This window comes from Streptomyces sp. NPDC058274 (assembly GCF_042881375.1).
Lineage (GTDB): Bacteria > Actinomycetota > Actinomycetes > Streptomycetales > Streptomycetaceae > Streptomyces.
The window spans coordinates 99,983-116,975 of sequence record NZ_JBHVXW010000023.1 but is presented as its reverse complement, the minus strand read 5'-3'; the positions used below and the strand labels follow the sequence as shown (position 1 = coordinate 116,975).

The 16,993-nt window shown below is 70.9% G+C and carries 10 protein-coding genes and 1 tRNA gene; 9 read left to right on the top strand and 2 right to left on the bottom strand.

Annotation, left to right across the window (positions count from 1 at the left end; genetic code table 11):
* Positions 1-170: 170 nt before the first annotated feature.
* The 8 genes from ACFVYF_RS32990 to ACFVYF_RS32955 all read left to right on the top strand — a co-directional run bounded on the left by ACFVYF_RS32990 (position 171) and on the right by ACFVYF_RS32955 (position 12,622).
* The gene (locus ACFVYF_RS32990) at positions 171-368 is read left to right on the top strand and encodes a hypothetical protein (RefSeq protein ID WP_389461358.1); all 198 of its coding nucleotides are present in this window, start codon (positions 171-173) and stop codon (positions 366-368) included.
* Positions 369-625: 257 nt separating this feature from the next.
* Positions 626-3,439, top strand: a complete 2,814-nt coding sequence (gene topA, locus ACFVYF_RS32985) for a type I DNA topoisomerase (protein ID WP_389461356.1) — start codon at positions 626-628, stop codon at positions 3,437-3,439.
* 274 nt (positions 3,440-3,713) lie between these two features.
* Positions 3,714-7,193: a dTMP kinase gene (gene tmk / locus ACFVYF_RS32980; RefSeq protein ID WP_389461354.1), complete on the top strand. Its 3,480-nt coding sequence runs from the start codon at positions 3,714-3,716 to the stop codon at positions 7,191-7,193.
* Between the two features lie 401 nt (positions 7,194-7,594).
* Positions 7,595-8,800 (top strand): DNA polymerase III subunit delta', encoded by a 1,206-nt coding sequence (locus tag ACFVYF_RS32975; protein ID WP_389461353.1) that lies wholly within the window; start codon positions 7,595-7,597, stop codon positions 8,798-8,800.
* A 191-nt stretch (positions 8,801-8,991) separates the two neighbouring features.
* A complete protein-coding gene (locus ACFVYF_RS32970; protein WP_389461352.1) occupies positions 8,992-10,620 on the top strand; it encodes an alpha/beta hydrolase in 1,629 nt (542 codons plus the stop codon).
* Between the two features lie 107 nt (positions 10,621-10,727).
* A tRNA-Thr gene (locus ACFVYF_RS32965) sits at positions 10,728-10,801 on the top strand.
* A 253-nt stretch (positions 10,802-11,054) separates the two neighbouring features.
* Complete coding sequence (locus ACFVYF_RS32960) at positions 11,055-12,122, top strand: MerR family transcriptional regulator (RefSeq protein ID WP_389461350.1); 1,068 nt, start codon at positions 11,055-11,057, stop codon at positions 12,120-12,122.
* Positions 12,123-12,430: 308 nt separating this feature from the next.
* Positions 12,431-12,622: a hypothetical protein gene (locus ACFVYF_RS32955; protein WP_389461348.1), complete on the top strand. Its 192-nt coding sequence runs from the start codon at positions 12,431-12,433 to the stop codon at positions 12,620-12,622.
* A 175-nt stretch (positions 12,623-12,797) separates the two neighbouring features.
* Here ACFVYF_RS32955 and ACFVYF_RS32950 read toward each other — a convergent pair whose 3' ends face one another.
* Positions 12,798-13,043 (bottom strand): hypothetical protein, encoded by a 246-nt coding sequence (locus ACFVYF_RS32950; RefSeq protein WP_389461346.1) that lies wholly within the window; start codon positions 13,041-13,043, stop codon positions 12,798-12,800.
* A gap of 209 nt (positions 13,044-13,252) precedes the next feature.
* On the opposite strand from ACFVYF_RS32950, the gene ACFVYF_RS32945 reads away from it, so the two are divergent.
* A complete protein-coding gene (locus ACFVYF_RS32945) occupies positions 13,253-14,149 on the top strand; it encodes a glycosyltransferase family 2 protein (protein ID WP_389461344.1) in 897 nt (298 codons plus the stop codon).
* A gap of 471 nt (positions 14,150-14,620) precedes the next feature.
* Here the strand turns inward: ACFVYF_RS32945 and ACFVYF_RS32940 are convergent, their stop codons facing one another.
* Positions 14,621-16,750, bottom strand: coding sequence for a glycoside hydrolase family 3 N-terminal domain-containing protein (locus ACFVYF_RS32940; protein ID WP_389461342.1), 2,130 nt, complete (start codon positions 16,748-16,750; stop codon positions 14,621-14,623).
* Between the last annotated feature and the right edge of the window lie 243 nt (positions 16,751-16,993).

The window sequence follows — 16,993 nt, the reverse complement described above, 5'->3', positions numbered from 1 at the left end:
GGCAGACGACGGGACGCCCGGCCGCGAAGGCGCGGCCACCGGCACGGCACAACCGCCCCATGGCGACCCATGGGCCCCCGTCCGCCCCGCGTTCACCGTGGCGTCGCCCGCCCGATTCCCGGGCGTGCCAGCCTCCCGACCCTGGGTACCCGGGGCGGAAGGACAGACCCATGGAAAGCGGACCGGCGATCTTCGCGGGGGCGGTGTTCGCCCTGTTCGGGGGCGGACTGCTGACGTGGACCGCGGTGCGGTCGCGTCGGCGCGAGCCCGTCGCCCTCGGTGTGAGCCCCGTCGCATCGGCGATGTTCGCGACCCTCGCGGCCTCGGGCGCGCTCGTGCTCGGCGCGTGGTGCTTCACGCGCGTGTGACGCCCCGCTCCCCGGTTGCCGGCCCACTGGCTGCGGGTAATTGATAGGTCACCCTCCGGATGGGGCAGAAACGGCTGGTGGCCACTTCGGGCGGCAGGAATGGCGGTAGTCGGGTTACCGTTCGAGTGGCCGTTGCGGGCTTTTCCCGTTTGACACGGGGGCGGGATGTACCGTCACACTCCGCAGCGACAGCACGACACGACCCCCGGGAGCAAGCCCCGGGGAGACCCCCGCGTCGACCGGAGAGAAGAGCGAAGTTGTCCCCGACCAGCGACACCGCACACGGCGGCCGCCGACTCGTCATCGTCGAGTCGCCTGCCAAGGCGAAGACGATCAAGGGCTATCTCGGCCCCGGCTACGTCGTCGAAGCGAGCGTCGGGCACATCCGCGACCTCCCCAACGGCGCCGCGGAGGTGCCGGAGAAGTACACCGGCGAGGTGCGCCGCCTCGGCGTGGACGTCGAGAACGACTTCCAGCCGATCTACGTGGTCAACGCTGACAAGAAGGCCCAGGTCAAGAAGCTCAAGGACCTGCTGAAGGACTCCGACGAACTCTTCCTCGCCACCGATGAGGACCGCGAGGGCGAGGCCATCGCGTGGCACCTCCTCGAGGTCCTGAAGCCCAAGGTCCCCGTCCACCGGATGGTCTTCCACGAGATCACCAAGGACGCGATCCGCGAGGCCGTCGCCAACCCGCGCGACCTCAACCAGCGCATGGTCGACGCCCAGGAGACCCGCCGCATCCTCGACCGCCTCTACGGCTACGAGGTCTCGCCGGTCCTGTGGAAGAAGGTCATGCCGCGGCTGTCGGCGGGCCGTGTCCAGTCCGTGGCGACCCGTCTCGTCGTCGAGCGGGAGCGCGAGCGCATCGCCTTCCGCTCCGCCGAGTACTGGGACCTGACCGGCACCTTCGGCACCGGCCGCACCGGCGACGCGAGCGACCCGTCCAATCTGATCGCCCGTCTGACCGTGGTCGACGGCAAGCGCGTCGCCCAGGGCCGTGACTTCGACTCGCTCGGCCAGATCAAGGGCGCCAACACCCTCCACCTGGACGAGGCGAACGCCCGGGCGCTCGCCGCCGCCCTCCAGGACACGAACTTCGCGGTCCGCTCGGTCGAGTCCAAGCCGTACCGCCGCTCGCCGTACGCCCCGTTCCGTACGACGACGCTCCAGCAGGAGGCCTCGCGCAAGCTGGGCTTCGGTGCGAAGGCGACCATGCAGGTGGCGCAGAAGCTGTACGAGAACGGCTTCATCACCTACATGCGTACGGACTCCACGACCCTGTCGGAGACGGCCATCACCGCCGCCCGCACCCAGGTCACGCAGCTGTACGGCGCCGACTACCTCCCGGCCCAGCCGCGGACGTACGCCGGAAAGGTCAAGAACGCGCAGGAGGCGCACGAGGCGATCCGTCCCTCGGGTGATCGTTTCCGCACGCCGGCCGAGACGGGTCTGACCGGCGACCAGTTCCGGCTGTACGAGCTGATCTGGAAGCGGACCGTCGCCTCCCAGATGAAGGACGCGGTCGGAAACTCCGTGACCGTGAAGATCGCGGGCACCTCCGCGGACGGTCGTGACGCCGAGTTCAGCGCGTCCGGCAAGACGATCACCTTCCACGGCTTCCTGAAGGCGTACGTCGAGGGTGCGGACGACCCGAACGCGGAGCTGGACGACCGCGAGCGCCGGCTGCCGCAGGTGGCCGAGGGCGACCCGCTGTCCGCCGAGGAGCTCTCGGTCGACGGCCACGCCACCAAGCCCCCGGCCCGCTACACCGAGGCCAGCCTGGTCAAGGAGCTCGAAGAGCGCGAGATCGGCCGCCCGTCGACGTACGCGTCGATCATCGGCACGATCCTCGACCGCGGTTACGTCTTCAAGAAGGGCACGGCGCTCGTGCCGTCCTTCCTGTCGTTCGCCGTGGTCAACCTCCTGGAGAAGCACTTCGGGCGGCTCGTCGACTACGACTTCACCGCCAAGATGGAGGACGACCTCGACCGCATCGCCCGGGGCGAGGCGCAGGCCGTGCCGTGGCTCAGGCGGTTCTACTTCGGCGAGGGCGAGGCGACCGGCGCGGCCGAGGCGGGCAACGGCGACGGCGACCACCTCGGCGGCCTCAAGGAACTCGTCACCGACCTGGGCGCCATCGACGCCCGCGAGGTCTCGTCCTTCCCCGTCGGCAACGACATCGTGCTCCGTGTCGGCCGCTACGGGCCCTACGTCGAGCGCGGCGAGAAGGACTCCGAGAACCACCAGCGCGCCGACGTGCCCGAGGACCTGGCCCCGGACGAGCTGACCGTCGAACTCGCGGAGGAGCTGCTCGCCAAGCCGAGCGGCGACTTCGAGCTCGGCGCCGACCCGGTCTCGGGCCACCAGATCATCGCCAGGGACGGCCGCTACGGCCCGTACGTCACCGAGGTGCTCCCCGAGGGCACCCCGAAGACGGGCAAGAACGCCGTCAAGCCGCGTACCGCCTCGCTGTTCAAGTCGATGTCGCTGGATACGGTGACGCTCGACGACGCCCTGAAGCTGATGTCGCTGCCGCGGGTCGTCGGCAAGGACGCCGAGGGTGTGGAGATCACCGCGCAGAACGGCCGTTACGGGCCGTACCTGAAGAAGGGCACGGACTCGCGGTCGCTCACCGCCGAGGACCAGCTCTTCACCATCACGCTCGAAGAGGCGCTGGCGATCTACGCGCAGCCCAAGCAGCGTGGCCGTGCGGCCGCCAAGCCGCCGCTGAAGGAGCTGGGCGCGGACCCGGTCAGCGGGCAGCCCGTCGTCGTCAAGGACGGCCGTTTCGGGCCGTACGTCACCGATGGCGAGACCAACGCGACCCTGCGGTCCGGCGACAGCGTCGAGGAGATCACTCCGGAGCGCGGCTTCGAGCTGCTCGCCGAGAAGCGCGCCAAGGGCCCGGCCAAGAAGACCGCCAAGAAGGCCCCCGCCAAGAAGACGGCGACAAAGAAGGCTCCTGCCAAGAAAACGGCCGCCAAGAAGACGACGACTTCGAAGACGGCCGCCAAGAAGGCACCTGCCAAGAAGGCCGCTGCCAAGAAGACGGCGGCTTCGGAGAGCTGACTCCGGGATACGGGTGGCCGCGGCTTCCGGTGGCTGCGGCTTCCGGGGCGGTGACCCGTTCTGACGGTGACAACGGCTTCCGGGGCGGAGACCCGTTCTGACGTTGACAGCGACGTCCGGGGCGGAGACCCGTTCTGACGGTGGCTGCGGCCTCCCGGATTCGCGGCCGCGCTGAGTCTTGTTATGTGTGTGCCCCCGCACCTTCTGGTGTGGGGGCGTCCACATGTTCGGACCGCCCCTTCGGGGACCGGGCGCCTCCGGATAGGCTGTCAGGATGACGCGAGCCGAGCAGCCAACGGCCCACCATCCGGCCTCCGACGACGCCCTGGTCGCAGATTCCCGGGAGCGCGCCGTCCGGGCGCTGCTGCGCCAACCGCAGCTGAAACGGCTGTGGAGCGCGCAGCTCGTGGGGGGTGTCGGCGATGTCCTCGCCCTGCTCGTCCTCGTGGTCCTCACGCTCCAGGCGGCCATCGCGGGCGGCACCTTCGGCGGTGGCTACCGCGGAGTGAGCCTCGCCGTGGCGGCGGTCTTCGGGGCACGCGTTCTCGCCACGCTGCTCTTCGGCGCCGTACTCCTCGGGCCGCTCAGTTCGCTCACCTCCCAGGACGGGCCGCTCGACCGGCGCTGGACCATGGTCGGGGCCGACGGGCTGCGGGCCGGCCTGCTGATCGTCGCGCCCCTGTGGATCGACTGGACGCCGGACGACGCGCCGGCCGTGCTCCTGGTGACCGCCTTCGTGACCGGTGTCGCCGAGCGCTTCTGGACGGTGTGCCGCGAGAGCGCCGCGCCCGCGCTGCTGCCCGCGCCGCCCCTGGAGGGCGCGACGGTACGCCCGTTGCCGGACCACCTGGACGCGCTGCGGCGCCTGTCCCTGCGGACCAGCTTCGTGGCGGTGCCGATCGCGGCCGCCGGGCTGGTCGCCGTATCGCTGCTCAACAACCTGCTGGGCGCCGGGATCGCCTGGTTCGACCAGCACCAGGCGGCGCTCGCGTCGTATGTCGCGGCCGGGCTGTTCGCCGCCTCGCTGTCCGTGCTGACCTTCCTCGAACTGCCCGACACCCGCACCCCGCGCGCGCGGTCGCCCCTCGAGGGCCTGCGCCGTCCCAAGACCGGCTCGGGCGTCGACAAGGGCCGCACCGGAGCCGTCCCGCTGCTGGTGCCGGCCTGCGCGGCCGTCGCCGGGGCCGTCGCGGCCGCAGTGGCCGTATCCGTGTTGCACGCCAAGGACCTGGGCGGCGGACCGGTCACGTACGGACTGCTGGTGTTCGCGCTGACCGCGGGTGTCGTGATCGGCATCCGTACGGCGCCTGCCGTGCTGCCGTCGCTGTCGCGGCGCCGGCTGCTCGCGCTGGCGATCGCCTTCACCGGGGTCGCGCTGCTCGCCGCCGGGCTCGTCCCGGACGTCACCACCGTGCTGCTGATCATGGGCTTCGCGGGGGTCGGCGCGGGCGTCGCCGCCAACACCGGGCACACACTGCTCGACCAGGAGACCGAGGAATACCGGCGGCCGCGGACGACCGAGCATCTGCACGCGGTCGTACGGGTGATCGTGGCGCTCGGCGCGCTCGTCGCGCCCCTGGTGGCCGCCGCGATCGGGCCGCACCGGCTGGAGAACGGCAAGTTCGTCTTCGCCCACGGCGGCGCCGCCTTCACGCTGATGCTGGTCGGCGCGCTGCTGCTGCCGGTCGCCGCGCTGGTCCTCGCCAAGGTCGACGACCGCTCCGGAGTGCCGCTGCGGCACGACCTGCGGGACGCGCTGCGCGGCGGCGACGACCCGGAGCAGGCGGCGGCCACGAACGGCTTCTTCATCGCCCTGGAGGGCGGCGACGGCGCCGGGAAGTCGACGCAGGCGGAGGCCCTCGCGGAGTGGATCCGGGCCAAGGGCCACGAGGTCGTGGTCACGCGGGAGCCCGGGGCCACGCCGGTCGGCAAGCGCCTGCGGTCGATTCTGCTGGACGTGTCGTCGGCGGGACTCTCGCACCGCGCGGAGGCGCTGCTGTACGCGGCCGACCGCGCGGAGCACGTCGACACCGTGGTGCGGCCCGCGCTGGAGCGGGGTGCGGTCGTCGTCTCGGACCGGTACATCGACTCCTCGGTGGCGTACCAGGGGGCCGGGCGCGATCTGTCGCCGACCGAGATCGCGCGGATCTCGCGCTGGGCGACCAACGGCCTGGTGCCGCATCTGACCGTGCTCCTCGATGTTGCGCCGGAGACGGCTCGTGAGCGGTTCACGGAGGCGCCCGACCGGCTGGAGTCGGAGCCCGCCGAGTTCCACGCGCGCGTGCGGTCCGGTTTCCTGACGCTCGCCGCGGCCGCCCCCGCCCGCTATCTGATCGTCGACGCGGGCCAGGAGCCCGAGGCCGTCACCACGGTCATCCGGCACCGCCTCGACGTGATGCTGCCCCTCTCCGAGGCCGAGGTGAAGGCCCAGGAGGAGGCCCGCAAGGCGGCCGAGGAAGAGGCGCGCCGCAAGGCTGAGGCGGAGGCCGCGCGCAAGGCCGAGGAGGAGCGCCTGGAGCGCGAGCGCCAGGAGCAGCTCGCCCGGCTGCGCGCCGAGGAGGAGGAGCGCAAGCAGCGCGAGCTGGAGGAGGCTCAGCGGCGCGAGGCCGAGCGCCAGGCCGAGGAGGCCCGGGTACGCGCCGAGGAGTCCCGCCGCCGCGCCGAGGAGGAGCGGGTCCGCAAGCTCGCCGAGGAGCAGGCGCGGGCCGCCGAGCAGGACCGGCTGCGCAAGCAGGCCGAGGAGGAGGCGCGGCTGCGGGCCGAGGCGGAAGCACGCCGCCTGGAGAAGCAGCGGAAGGCCGAGGAGGCCCTGTTGCGGGCGGAGGCCGCGCGTCGGGCCGCCGCGGAGGCGGCGGAGGCTGCGGCGGCTTCGGCTGCGGCGGCCGCGGTGACTTCGGCGGAGCCGTCGGAGGGCGGTTCGGGCGCGCCGGGCGCGTCGTCGTCGCCGTCGGCTTCCGGCAACGAGACGACCGTGCCGACGCCCGTCGTGACGCCGTCGAACGCGTCCGGTGGGCCGGTGGACGAGACAGCCGTGCTGCGGCCTGTCCGGCCGGGCGAGTCCGAGGAGTCCGAGGGACGGGGCGCTGCGGGTTCCGGCTCGGGTGCGGGTTCCGGGGACCGGACGGGTGGGGGCTCGGGTTCCGGGTCCCGCTCGGGTTCCAAGGCCCGTACGGGTCGGGGTTCCGCCTCGCGGTCCGACGCCGAGGAGACGGCCAAGCTGCCGATTCCGCCGGCGCCGAAGGGTGCGGCGGACGAGACGGCTGTGCTGCCTCCGGTGGTGCCGGGGGCTGATGAGACCGCGGTGCTGCCCCCCGTGACTCCGGGGGCCGCCGATGAGACTGCGGTGCTGCCTCCGGTACGTGAGGAGCGGCCGGCCGATGAGACGGCTGTGCTGCCTCCGGTACGGGACAGGGGCGCCGCTCCGCGGGACGCGGGCGCCGGGTCCGTACGTGACCGTGACCGTGACCGGGGCGCGGCTCCGGCGCAGGACCAAGGCGCGGGTGACCCCGCGGACAGGGTCCCGCCGGGGTTCTTCCGCGACGAGCACCAGGGCCCCGGGCCCGAGGACGGCAACGACCGCACCCGTGAACTCCCTCAGGTCGACGCCGAAGGCAGTCCGCGCCGCCGGCCCCGCTCCGACTGGGCGGAGGAGACCCCACTGGACGACCTGCCGACCCTGGCGGACGAGCTGCTCGGCCCGCATGAGGACGACGACTGGGACGACGGGCGCGACACCGGCGGGCGGCGGCGCTGAGGCCCGGTTGGGATGGGCGTTGGTGCTGAGGCCCGGTTGGGATGGGCGTTGGTGCTGAGGCCCGGTTGGGATGGGCGTTGGTGCTGAGGCCCGGTTGGGACGGGCGATGGCGTTGAGCTTGGCCGGGACGGGCGTTGGTGCTGAGGCCTGTCGGAGTGGGTCTCGGCGTTGAGGCCGGTGGAGGCCGGGGCCGGCGCTGAAGCCGGGGAGGCCGGGGCCGGCGCTGAAGTCGGTCAGGGCGGGCCCCGGCACTGATGTCGGTCAGGGCGGTCCCCGGGTGCTGAAGCCGGCCGGGCGGGCGCCGGCTTGAGGCCGTCGGGGCGGCTGCCGGACCACGTTGTCAGTCCCCTCCCGCACAATGGGACGCGGCAAGGCGAAGTGCGACGAAAGGGCGGTGCCCCATGCCCGTATGGGACGACCTGGTGGGTCAGGAGAAGGTGACTGCCCAGCTCGCCGCGGCCGCCCGTGACGCCGACGCGCTGGTGACGGCGAACACGACCAGCACCGCACCCCCCGAGGCGTCGAAGATGACGCACGCCTGGCTCTTCACCGGGCCGCCCGGCTCCGGCCGTTCCACGGCGGCGCGGGCCTTCGCCGCGGCGCTCCAGTGCGTGAGCCCCGACCGCGCGCTGGGCGGTGTGCCCGGCTGCGGATTCTGCGACGGCTGTCATACGAGCCTGGTGGGCACGCACGCGGATGTGCAGATCGTGCGCACCGACCTCCTGTCCATCGGCGTCAAGGAGACCCGCGACCTGGTCCGCCGCGCCCAGCTGTCCCCGGCGAACGGGCGGTGGCAGGTCATCGTCCTGGAGGACGCCGACCGCCTCACCGAGGGCGCGGGCAACGTGATCCTGAAAGCGGTCGAGGAGCCGGCCCCGCGCACGGTCTGGCTGCTGTGCGCGCCGTCCATCGAGGACGTCCTGCCGACGATCCGGTCCCGCTGCCGCCTGCTCACACTGCGCACCCCGCCGGTGGACGCGGTCGCCGACATCCTCGTACGCCGTGACGGCATCGAGCCGGCCGTCGCGGCCGCCGCCGCCCGCGCCACCCAGGGGCACATCGGCCGGGCCCGCCGGCTGGCCACGGACGAGCGGGCCCGCTCCCGCCGGGCCGCCGTCCTCAAACTGCCCCTTCGGGTCGACGACATCGGCGGCTGCCTCAAAGCCGCCCAGGAGCTGATCGACACGGCGTCGGAGGACGCCAAGCAGCTCGCCGAAGAGGTTGATGTGAAGGAGACCGATGACCTGAAGACGGCGCTCGGGGCGGAGAAGGGCGGCCGGATGCCGCGCGGCACCGCCGGCATCATGAAGGACCTGGAGGACAAGCAGAAGCGCCGTCGTACGCGTACGCAGCGCGACAGCCTCGACCTGGCCCTGATCGACCTCACGGGCTTCTACCGCGACGTGCTCGCCCTGCAGCTCGGTTCGCGCGTGGCCATCGCCAACACGGAGGTCCACGACTCCCTGGAGCGCATAGCGCGCGCCAGCTCGCCGGAGGCGACCCTGCGCCGCATCGACGCGATCGGAGCCTGCCGCGAGGCCCTCGACCGGAACGTGGCCCCGCTGCTCGCGGTCGAGGCGATGACGGTGTCGCTGCGCGCGGGCTGACTGGCGCACGTGCGATTGGGGGGTCGGGCCGAGGCGCGCTCGTGCGGTCGGTGGGTGGGCGTGACGTTGGCTCGTGCCGCCGGTGGGCCGTTCATCGGGCCTTCGGGAGCGGCTGGTTGACGGCATCACTCGTACGAGTCGCATCGGTCGCTAATGGTGATCACGCCGTTGCGCACGGTTACGCTCGCGAGATGCACATCAGGCGCCCCCTCGGGCCGATCCGTACCCACCGGCCGACCGCGTCCCGTCGCACGATCCGGGCTCTCCGTACCCCCTTCCGCACCGGCGGCACGCTGCTCGCCACCACCGCGTTGCTCATCTCCGCCTGCTCATCGGGTGGTTCGACCAGCACGTCGACGGCGGACGCGGTGCTGGCGGCGCTGCCCCGTGCCACACCGTCGACGCTGTCGCCGTACTACGGACAGAAGCTGACCTGGCGCACCTGCGGCGTCCCCGGCTTCGAGTGCGCCACGATGAAGGCGCCGCTCGACTACGCCAAGCCGGCCTCGGGCAGCATCAGGCTGGCCGTCGCCCGCAAGAAGGCCACGGGCCCGGGCGAGCGCCTGGGCTCGCTGCTGGTCAACCCCGGCGGGCCGGGCGGCTCGGCGGTCGGCTATCTGCAGTCGTACGCGGGTATCGGTTACCCGGCGGCGGTCCGTGCCCGTTACGACATGGTGGCGATCGACCCGCGCGGGGTGGCCCGCAGCGAGCCGGTCGAATGCCTCTCCGGCCGCCAGATGGACACGTACACGCAGACGGACGTCACCCCGGACGACAAGCAGGAGACGAACCAACTGGTCGGCGCCTACAAGAAGTTCGCGGAGGGCTGCGGCAAACGCTCGGCCGATCTCCTGCGGCATGTGTCGACGGTCGAGGCGGCTCGCGACATGGACGTCCTGCGCGCCGCGCTCGGCGACCGGAAGCTGTCGTACGTGGGTGCCTCGTACGGCACGTTCCTCGGGGCGACGTACGCCGGGCTCTATCCGGACAAGGTGGGGCGCCTCGTGCTGGACGGCGCGATGGATCCGTCGCTGTCGGCCCGCAGGATGAACGAGGACCAGACGGCCGGGTTCGAGACGGCGTTCCAGTCCTTCGCGAAGAACTGCGTACGGCAGAGCGACTGCCCGCTGGGCCGGGCGGGCACGAGCACGGACCAGGTGGGCAAGAACCTGAAGGCGTTCTTCACGCAGCTCGACAAGGAGCCCATCCCGACGGGCGACGTCGACGGACGCAAGCTCGGGGAGGCGCTGGCCACCACCGGCGTGATCGCGGCGATGTACGACGAGGGCGCCTGGCCGCAGCTGCGCGAGGCGCTCACCTCGGCCATGAAGGAGAAGGACGGCGCCGGTCTGCTCGTCCTCTCGGACAGCTACTACGAGCGGGACGCGGACGGTAAGTACACGAACCTGATGTTCGCCAACGCGGCCGTGAACTGCCTGGACCTTCCGGCGGCCTTCTCCGGCCCCGACCAGGTGGACAAGGCGCTGCCCGACTTCGAGAAGGCGTCCCCGGTCTTCGGCAAGGGCCTGGCGTGGCTCTCCCTGAACTGCGCGTACTGGCCGGTGAAGCCCACCGGTGAGTCCCGTCGCATCGAGGCGAAGGGCGCGGCCCCGATCCTGGTGGTCGGCACCACCCGGGACCCGGCCACCCCCTACCCGTGGGCGCAGTCTCTGGCCGACCAGCTCTCCTCCGCGACCCTCCTCACGTACAACGGCGACGGTCATACCGCCTACGGCCGCGGGAGCACCTGCATCGACTCCGCGATCAACCGATACCTGCTCCAGGGCATCCCGCCCAGCAAGGGAAAGCGCTGCTCATAGCACCTCCGCACGCCCCGGCGGCGCAGGCCCCGGGGCGTGTACGGAGCACCCTTGGAAACTGTGTAGACTTACCGACGTTGCTGATCGCACCATAGTGCGGACAGCGCGCCGCCTTAGCTCAGATGGCCAGAGCAACGCACTCGTAATGCGTAGGTCTCGGGTTCGAATCCCGAAGGCGGCTCTGTAGAAGCCCCAGACTCTCACTCGCCGTGACCTGGGGCTTTTGCTTTTTCCTTGACTGTCTGAGTCGGGGGCGCTGAGCACTGAATTCCTCCGCTGAAGGTCAGGGGAGGCCAGGGCAGGCAATTGACGCAGTGCCGCCTGACTGCCCTCGGCCCGCAGGCACCCGCCTTCCGCTGTCGCGAGATCCGCTCGGGAGCAAGGTTGACCCTCGACCTTGTTCAGGGAACAGAGTGCTGGGTGTGGAGAACGACATGCGCAGCATTGGCGATATGGCCCGCGACAGCGGCCTGGGTGTGAGCGCCCTGCGGTTCTACGACCGTGCCGGCGTGCTGGTTCCGGCCTGGGTGGATCCGGTGAGCGGTTACCGCTGGTACGAACCCGAGCAGTTCGAAGAGGCCCGGCTGCTGGCCCGCTTGCGCCGGGCCGGGATGCCGCTGGCGGACATCCGGCTGGCGCTGGCCAGCTGGTCCGGCGCGGACCGTGATCTGGTCCGGAAACTGCTCAAGGCGCATCTGCGCCGTCTCGAACAGGGGCTGTCCGATGCCCGCAGCGAGTTCTCCGCGGTCCACGCACTGCTCGATCACAGGGAGAATGTCATGACGTCGCTCCGCATCGCCACCGTCCGGCTGTCCATCGCTGCGCCGGAGCTGGCAGCCGCGCTGGACACGGTCCGTTTCGCGGCGAGTACCGACCCGGAGCTGCCGATGCTCGGCGGGGTCCTGTTCGACATCGAGGGCGAGAGCCTCCACGTCGTGGCCACCGACCGGTACCGAATGGCTGTCGCACAGGCCGGTATCGCCGGGCACGACGGAAGCCGAGTGCAGGTCATCGTGCCCACTCCGCTCGCCGTCGCGATGCGGGCGCTGTTGGACAGCGAGGGGCCCGTGCGGCTCTCTGTCGACGGTGACCGCGTGACACTGGAGGTCGGGGACAGGCAGGCGGCCGGTCAGTGCCTCGACCACGACTTCCCCGACTATCGTCGTCTCCTGCCCGCGGCCGGCGGGCGCCGCGCTCTCGTCGAGGTGACGGCTTTCCGGAAGGCCCTGGAGACCGGTCCGGTCCGTTCCGGCGAGGCCGGAGCGCATGACCTCAGTGTGCTCAGGGTGGAGGACGGCGGCACGGTGACCGTCTGCACTGACGATGACGACGACCCGAACCGCGTGGCAGTCAACCGTAAGTTCCTGCTGGACGCGCTGGCCGCCGGTGCCCGGGCCCGACTGATTCTGGAGTTCGGCACACCCACGGCGCCGATCGCGATCCGTCGGCCCGACGACGAGGGCACCCTCTCGCTCCTGATGCCGTTCCGCCTGGAGGACTGACGGCACGTTCACCTGATCCGGCCCCCAGACCAACCGGCCGGAGCCGGATCAGGGAGCCGCCACGGCTGCTGGGCCTCGGCCTGACGCCGCCGGCGCGAGGCGCGGGGACATCAGCCGACGAGACGTCGACAACCACGGGGATCACCCCGCAGGGCCGACGAACTGCCCTGCCGAACCACGGCGAGTACGTGCGATGCAGGCGGCCCCACCCCTGGGCAGAAACCTCCCGGTTACCCCCAATAACCGCCGAGGTGATTTGTCGATCCCGTCAGCTGTGTCCCCGAACTCGGCCCCGCTAGCGTCCCGTTATGAGGCGACGTCAGCACATCGGGGTGCAGCGGATCAGGTCCTTACAGCGGGTGCGGGACAAGGCGCTGCAGCGGCGGGAGAGCAGACGGTCCGGCCTGGGGCGACGGCTCGGACGCCGGGCGGAACGGGCCCGCCCCTGGCTCCAGTTCGTGGCCGACCTTGCCACGCTGCTCGCGAGGCTGGTGCGGTAGTAGGTCTCGCGGTCGTATCCCGGAGGCGGGGACTGATCGACCCGCGGCGGACGCGATGGCCGCTGCGGCCCGGGCGGGGATGTCGGCCGGTCGCCTCGTCGGTGGCGGGCCTGCCGACCCGGACACCGCGTTCGAGGGGTTCGGTGGAGCCGCATCCCTGCCTCCACCGAGGTGATCACATGCGTTCGGCCTTTCCCTTCAGCGTTCTTGTCATCCAGGACTGACAGCCCCATTGGGCGAGTCCGCCCACGGCGAGGGTAGTGAGAATCGCTCCCCAGTCAATGACGTGCGGGAGTCCGGGGAAGAACGCGAAGAACGCGAGTGTGGCGATCAGGCCCACGAGGAACGCGGCGATTCCGGTCCGGCGCCGCCTTGTTCGCCATGCCTGGGTCGCATCCGGGGCCCTTTGCGGCTCGATCATGAACAACTCACTTCGTGATGTGGTGGCACTGACTGACGCGCCGCACTCCGTTGACGTAGAGATGCGCGCATGCCTTGCCATAACGAGGCAGCGTCTGGGGAAGGGGGCCGGGGATCGTATGGCGCACGGAGTGTGGGCGTACGCAAGGCGGCTGCGTGGTTAACGGCTAGCATCGCGGGCGAGTCGTCGGTCGAGATGGGGTGCATGTCGTGGCGCAGGAACCGCGGATCGCGGTCGCCGTGGTGACCATGGGGAACCGGCCCGTCGAGGTCGACGCGCTGCTCGCCTCCGTGGCCAAGCAGGACGTCGCGCCTGCGCGGATCGTGATCGTCGGCAACGGCTGCCCGTTGCCCGACTTCGCCGAGCGGCTCGGGCTGCCGGGTGAGGTCACCGCCATCGAGGTGGACGAGAACCTCGGGTGCCCGGGCGGGCGGAACGTCGGCCTCGCGAAGCTGCGGGAGTTCGGGGACGTCGATGTCGTCGTCGAACTCGACGACGACGGGCTGCTCGTCGACGCGGACGTGCTGCGCAGGGTGCGTGATCTCTACACTGGTGACCCCCGGCTCGGCATCGTCGGGTTCCGGATCGCCGACGAGCACGGCGAGACACAGCGGCGTCATGTGCCGAGGGTCGGAGCCCGCGACCCGATGCGCGGCGGACCGGTGACCGGATTCCTCGGGGGCGGGCACGCCTTCTCCATGCGGATGCTGGACGAGATCGGTGACTGGCCCGCCGAGTTCTTCTTCGCGCACGAGGAGACCGATGTCGCCTGGCGCGCAGCCGACGCCGGGTGGACCGTCCTGTACGAGCCCGAGTTGCTGCTCCAGCACCCCAAGACCTCGCCCGCGCGGCACGCCATCTACCACCGGGTGACCGCCCGCAACCGCGTCTGGCTCGTCCGGCGGCGGCTGCCCCTTCCCCTCATCCCCGTCCACCTCGGCATCTGGATGCTGCTCACCCTCGTACGGACTCGGTCCCTGGGTGGACTGCGGGCCTGGTTCGGGGGGTTCGTGGAGGGCTTCCGCGCCTCGGGCGGCGAGCGGCGGCCGATGCGGTGGCGGACCGTGTGGCGGCTCACGCGGCTGGGGCGGCCACCCGTCATCTGAGGTCCCCGGCTGTGACAGCAGCAACGGGAGCCCGTCCTGGGCTGTGACAGCAGCAATGGGAGCCCGTCCTGGGCTGTGACAGCAGCAATGGGAGCCCGTCCTGGGCTGTGACAGCAGCAATGGGAGCCCGTCCCGGGCTGTGACAACAGCAATGGGAGCCCGTCCTGGGCTGTGACAACAGCAATGGGAGCCCGTCCTGGGCTGTGGCAGCAGCGGTCGTCCGTGCGCCAGGTGGTGCGCGACGCGAAAACGCGACGACGAAGGCCCCGGTCATTCACCTCTGATGACCGGAGCCTTCTCGCGTCCCGGATCCGGTTTCGGCGGCGGCACTCCCCCGAGCTGCGCGTTGTACGCGCGCGCCGTCGGACCAGATCCGATGAAAGGATCATATTGGATCGCGCCAATGGATCGTTAACATCTGGTCAACGGTTCCATGGGGAGACGTGAGTTGGCTCGGCCGATCGGCTGTCCTTACCGCGCGAACTGGAACCAGTTGAGGTTGACCAGATCCCCGGAGCCGTTGGACGTGAAGGTGGCATAGAGGGTGTGCACACCGGTCGCGGCGCCCGACAGATTGACCTTGGGACTCGTCCAGGTCTGCCAGCCGCCGGTACTGGTGACCGGGACGGTGGCCACGACCGGCCCGGTCGTGCTGTCCAGGCGGTACTGGATCGCGCCGGCGGTCGCGGAGGCCGAGGCCAGCCGTGTCGTCACCGAGGCCGCGGTCGTCGACCCGAAGTCCACGGCGCCGTAGGCGAGCCAGTCGCCCGCGGTGATGTACCCCACGTCCTGGCCGCCGCCGGTGTCCGTCGTCGTCTCCGTCTGCGTACCGGACTGGGACGTGTAACTCTCCGCCTGCGTCACGTCGTACGCGCTGTGGCCGGCCGGTGCTCCATAGGTGAGGCCGAACCCGAAGGGGAACAGGGGGGTCTTGCCGTCACCGTCGTTGATGGGCTGCTGGCTCGCCGACTGCATCCAGGTGCTGGGGAGTGTGCCGGTCGGGGCGTAGTCGCCGAACAGGACGTCGGAGACGCCGTTGCCCTCGGTTCCCGGCAGCCAGGCCGCGAGCAGGGCGTTCCAGTTGGGCAGTTGGGCGGCGATGTCCAGTGGGCGGCCGGAGACGAGTACGACGATCACCGGCACCCCGGACGCCCTGAGCGTGGCGATGGTGTTGAGGTCGGTGCTGTCCAGGCTCATCGAGCCGGGCCGGTCTCCGGCGCCCTCGGCATACGGTGTCTCGCCGACGACGGCGACGGCCGCTTTGTACGAGCTGTCGATGCCCGTGCCGTTGGCGTTGTACGTGACGGTGGTGCCCGTGCCGGCGGCGGACCGGATCCCCTGCAGGACGGTGGTGCCGGGTGTGGTGGCGCCGCTGCCGCCCTGCCACGACATGGTCCAACCGCCCGACTGGTAACCGATGTTGTCGGCGCTCTTGCCGGCCACGAAGATCTTGTTGTTGGTCTTCGCCAGCGGGAGGATGTTCCCGGAGTTCTTCAGCAGGACCTGGGACTCGCGCACCGCCTGGCGGGCGAGTGCGCGATGGGTGGCGGAGCCGACCGTCGGGGTGTAGCTGCGGTCGGTCAACGGCTTCTCGAACAGGCCGAGTTGGAACTTCTTGGTGAGGATGCGCCGGTTGGCGTCGTCGATGCGTGACATCGGCACATGGCCGTTGTTCACCTCGGCGCGCAGGGTGCTGATGAACCGCTGCCAGTCGGTCGGCACCATGACCATGTCGATGCCGGCGTTGATCGCCTTGCTCACCTCGGCCGCGGTGAAGCCGGTCTGGCCGTCGATCTCGTCGATGCCGTTCCAGTCGGAGACGACGAAGCCGGAGAAGCCGAGTTCGCCCTTGAGCAGCGTGGTGATGAGGTACTGGTTGCCGTGGTCCTTCACGCCGTTCCAGCTGTTGTACGAGATCATGACCGAGCCGACGCCGCGCCGGACCGCTTCCTGGAAGGGCGGCAGGTGGGTGGCGCGCAGTTGGGCCTCGGTCAGGGTCGCGTTGCCCGCGTTGACGCCGTTGTCGGTGCCGCCGTCGCCGATGAAGTGCTTGGCGGTCGCCAGCACGGACCCGGGTGCGTTGAGGGAGCTGCCCTGCATACCGTTGATGTAGCTGGTCATCATCGTGGCCACTTCGGGCTTCTCGCCGAAGGATTCGTAGCTGCGGCCCCATCGGTCGTTGCGTACGACGCACAGGCAGGGCGAGAAGTCCCAGTCGATACCGGTGCCCGAGACCTCCTGCGCCGTGGCCTGGCCGATCTGCTGGACGAGGGCGGGGTCGCGGGTGGCGCCCAGACCGATGTTGTGCGGGAAGATCGTGGCGCCGTAGACGTTGTTGTGGCCGTGCACGGCGTCGACGCCGTAGATGACCGGGATGCCGAGGCGGCTGGTGAGCGCGGCGTTCTGGAAGCCGTCGTACATGTTCGCCCAGGACGTCGCGTTGTTGGGCGAGGGCGCGGAGCCGCCGCCGGAGAGCAGTGAACCGAGCCCGTAGGCCGGGACGTTGGCGGTGGTGACGGAGGCCCGCTCGGCCTGGGTCATCTGGCCGATCTTCTCGTCCAGGGTCATCCGGGAGAGCAGGTCCTCCACACGGGTCGGCACGGGCAGCGTCGGATCGCGGTACGGCTCGCCTGCGGCTTGAGCCGGCCGGGCCTGTAAGCCCGTCACGACCAAGGACGCGGCGAAGACCAACGCCGCTGCGGATCTCGGGATCTTGAGGACGGCTGTTCGCACAGTGTGTCTCCCGTCTCGTGGGACATGGCACGTCGGGTCGCTGCGTCCCGGGAACCGCCCGGGCCTTGAAACTCATCGATGCCGGTTCGCGGTGCTGGCCGGCCAGGGGTG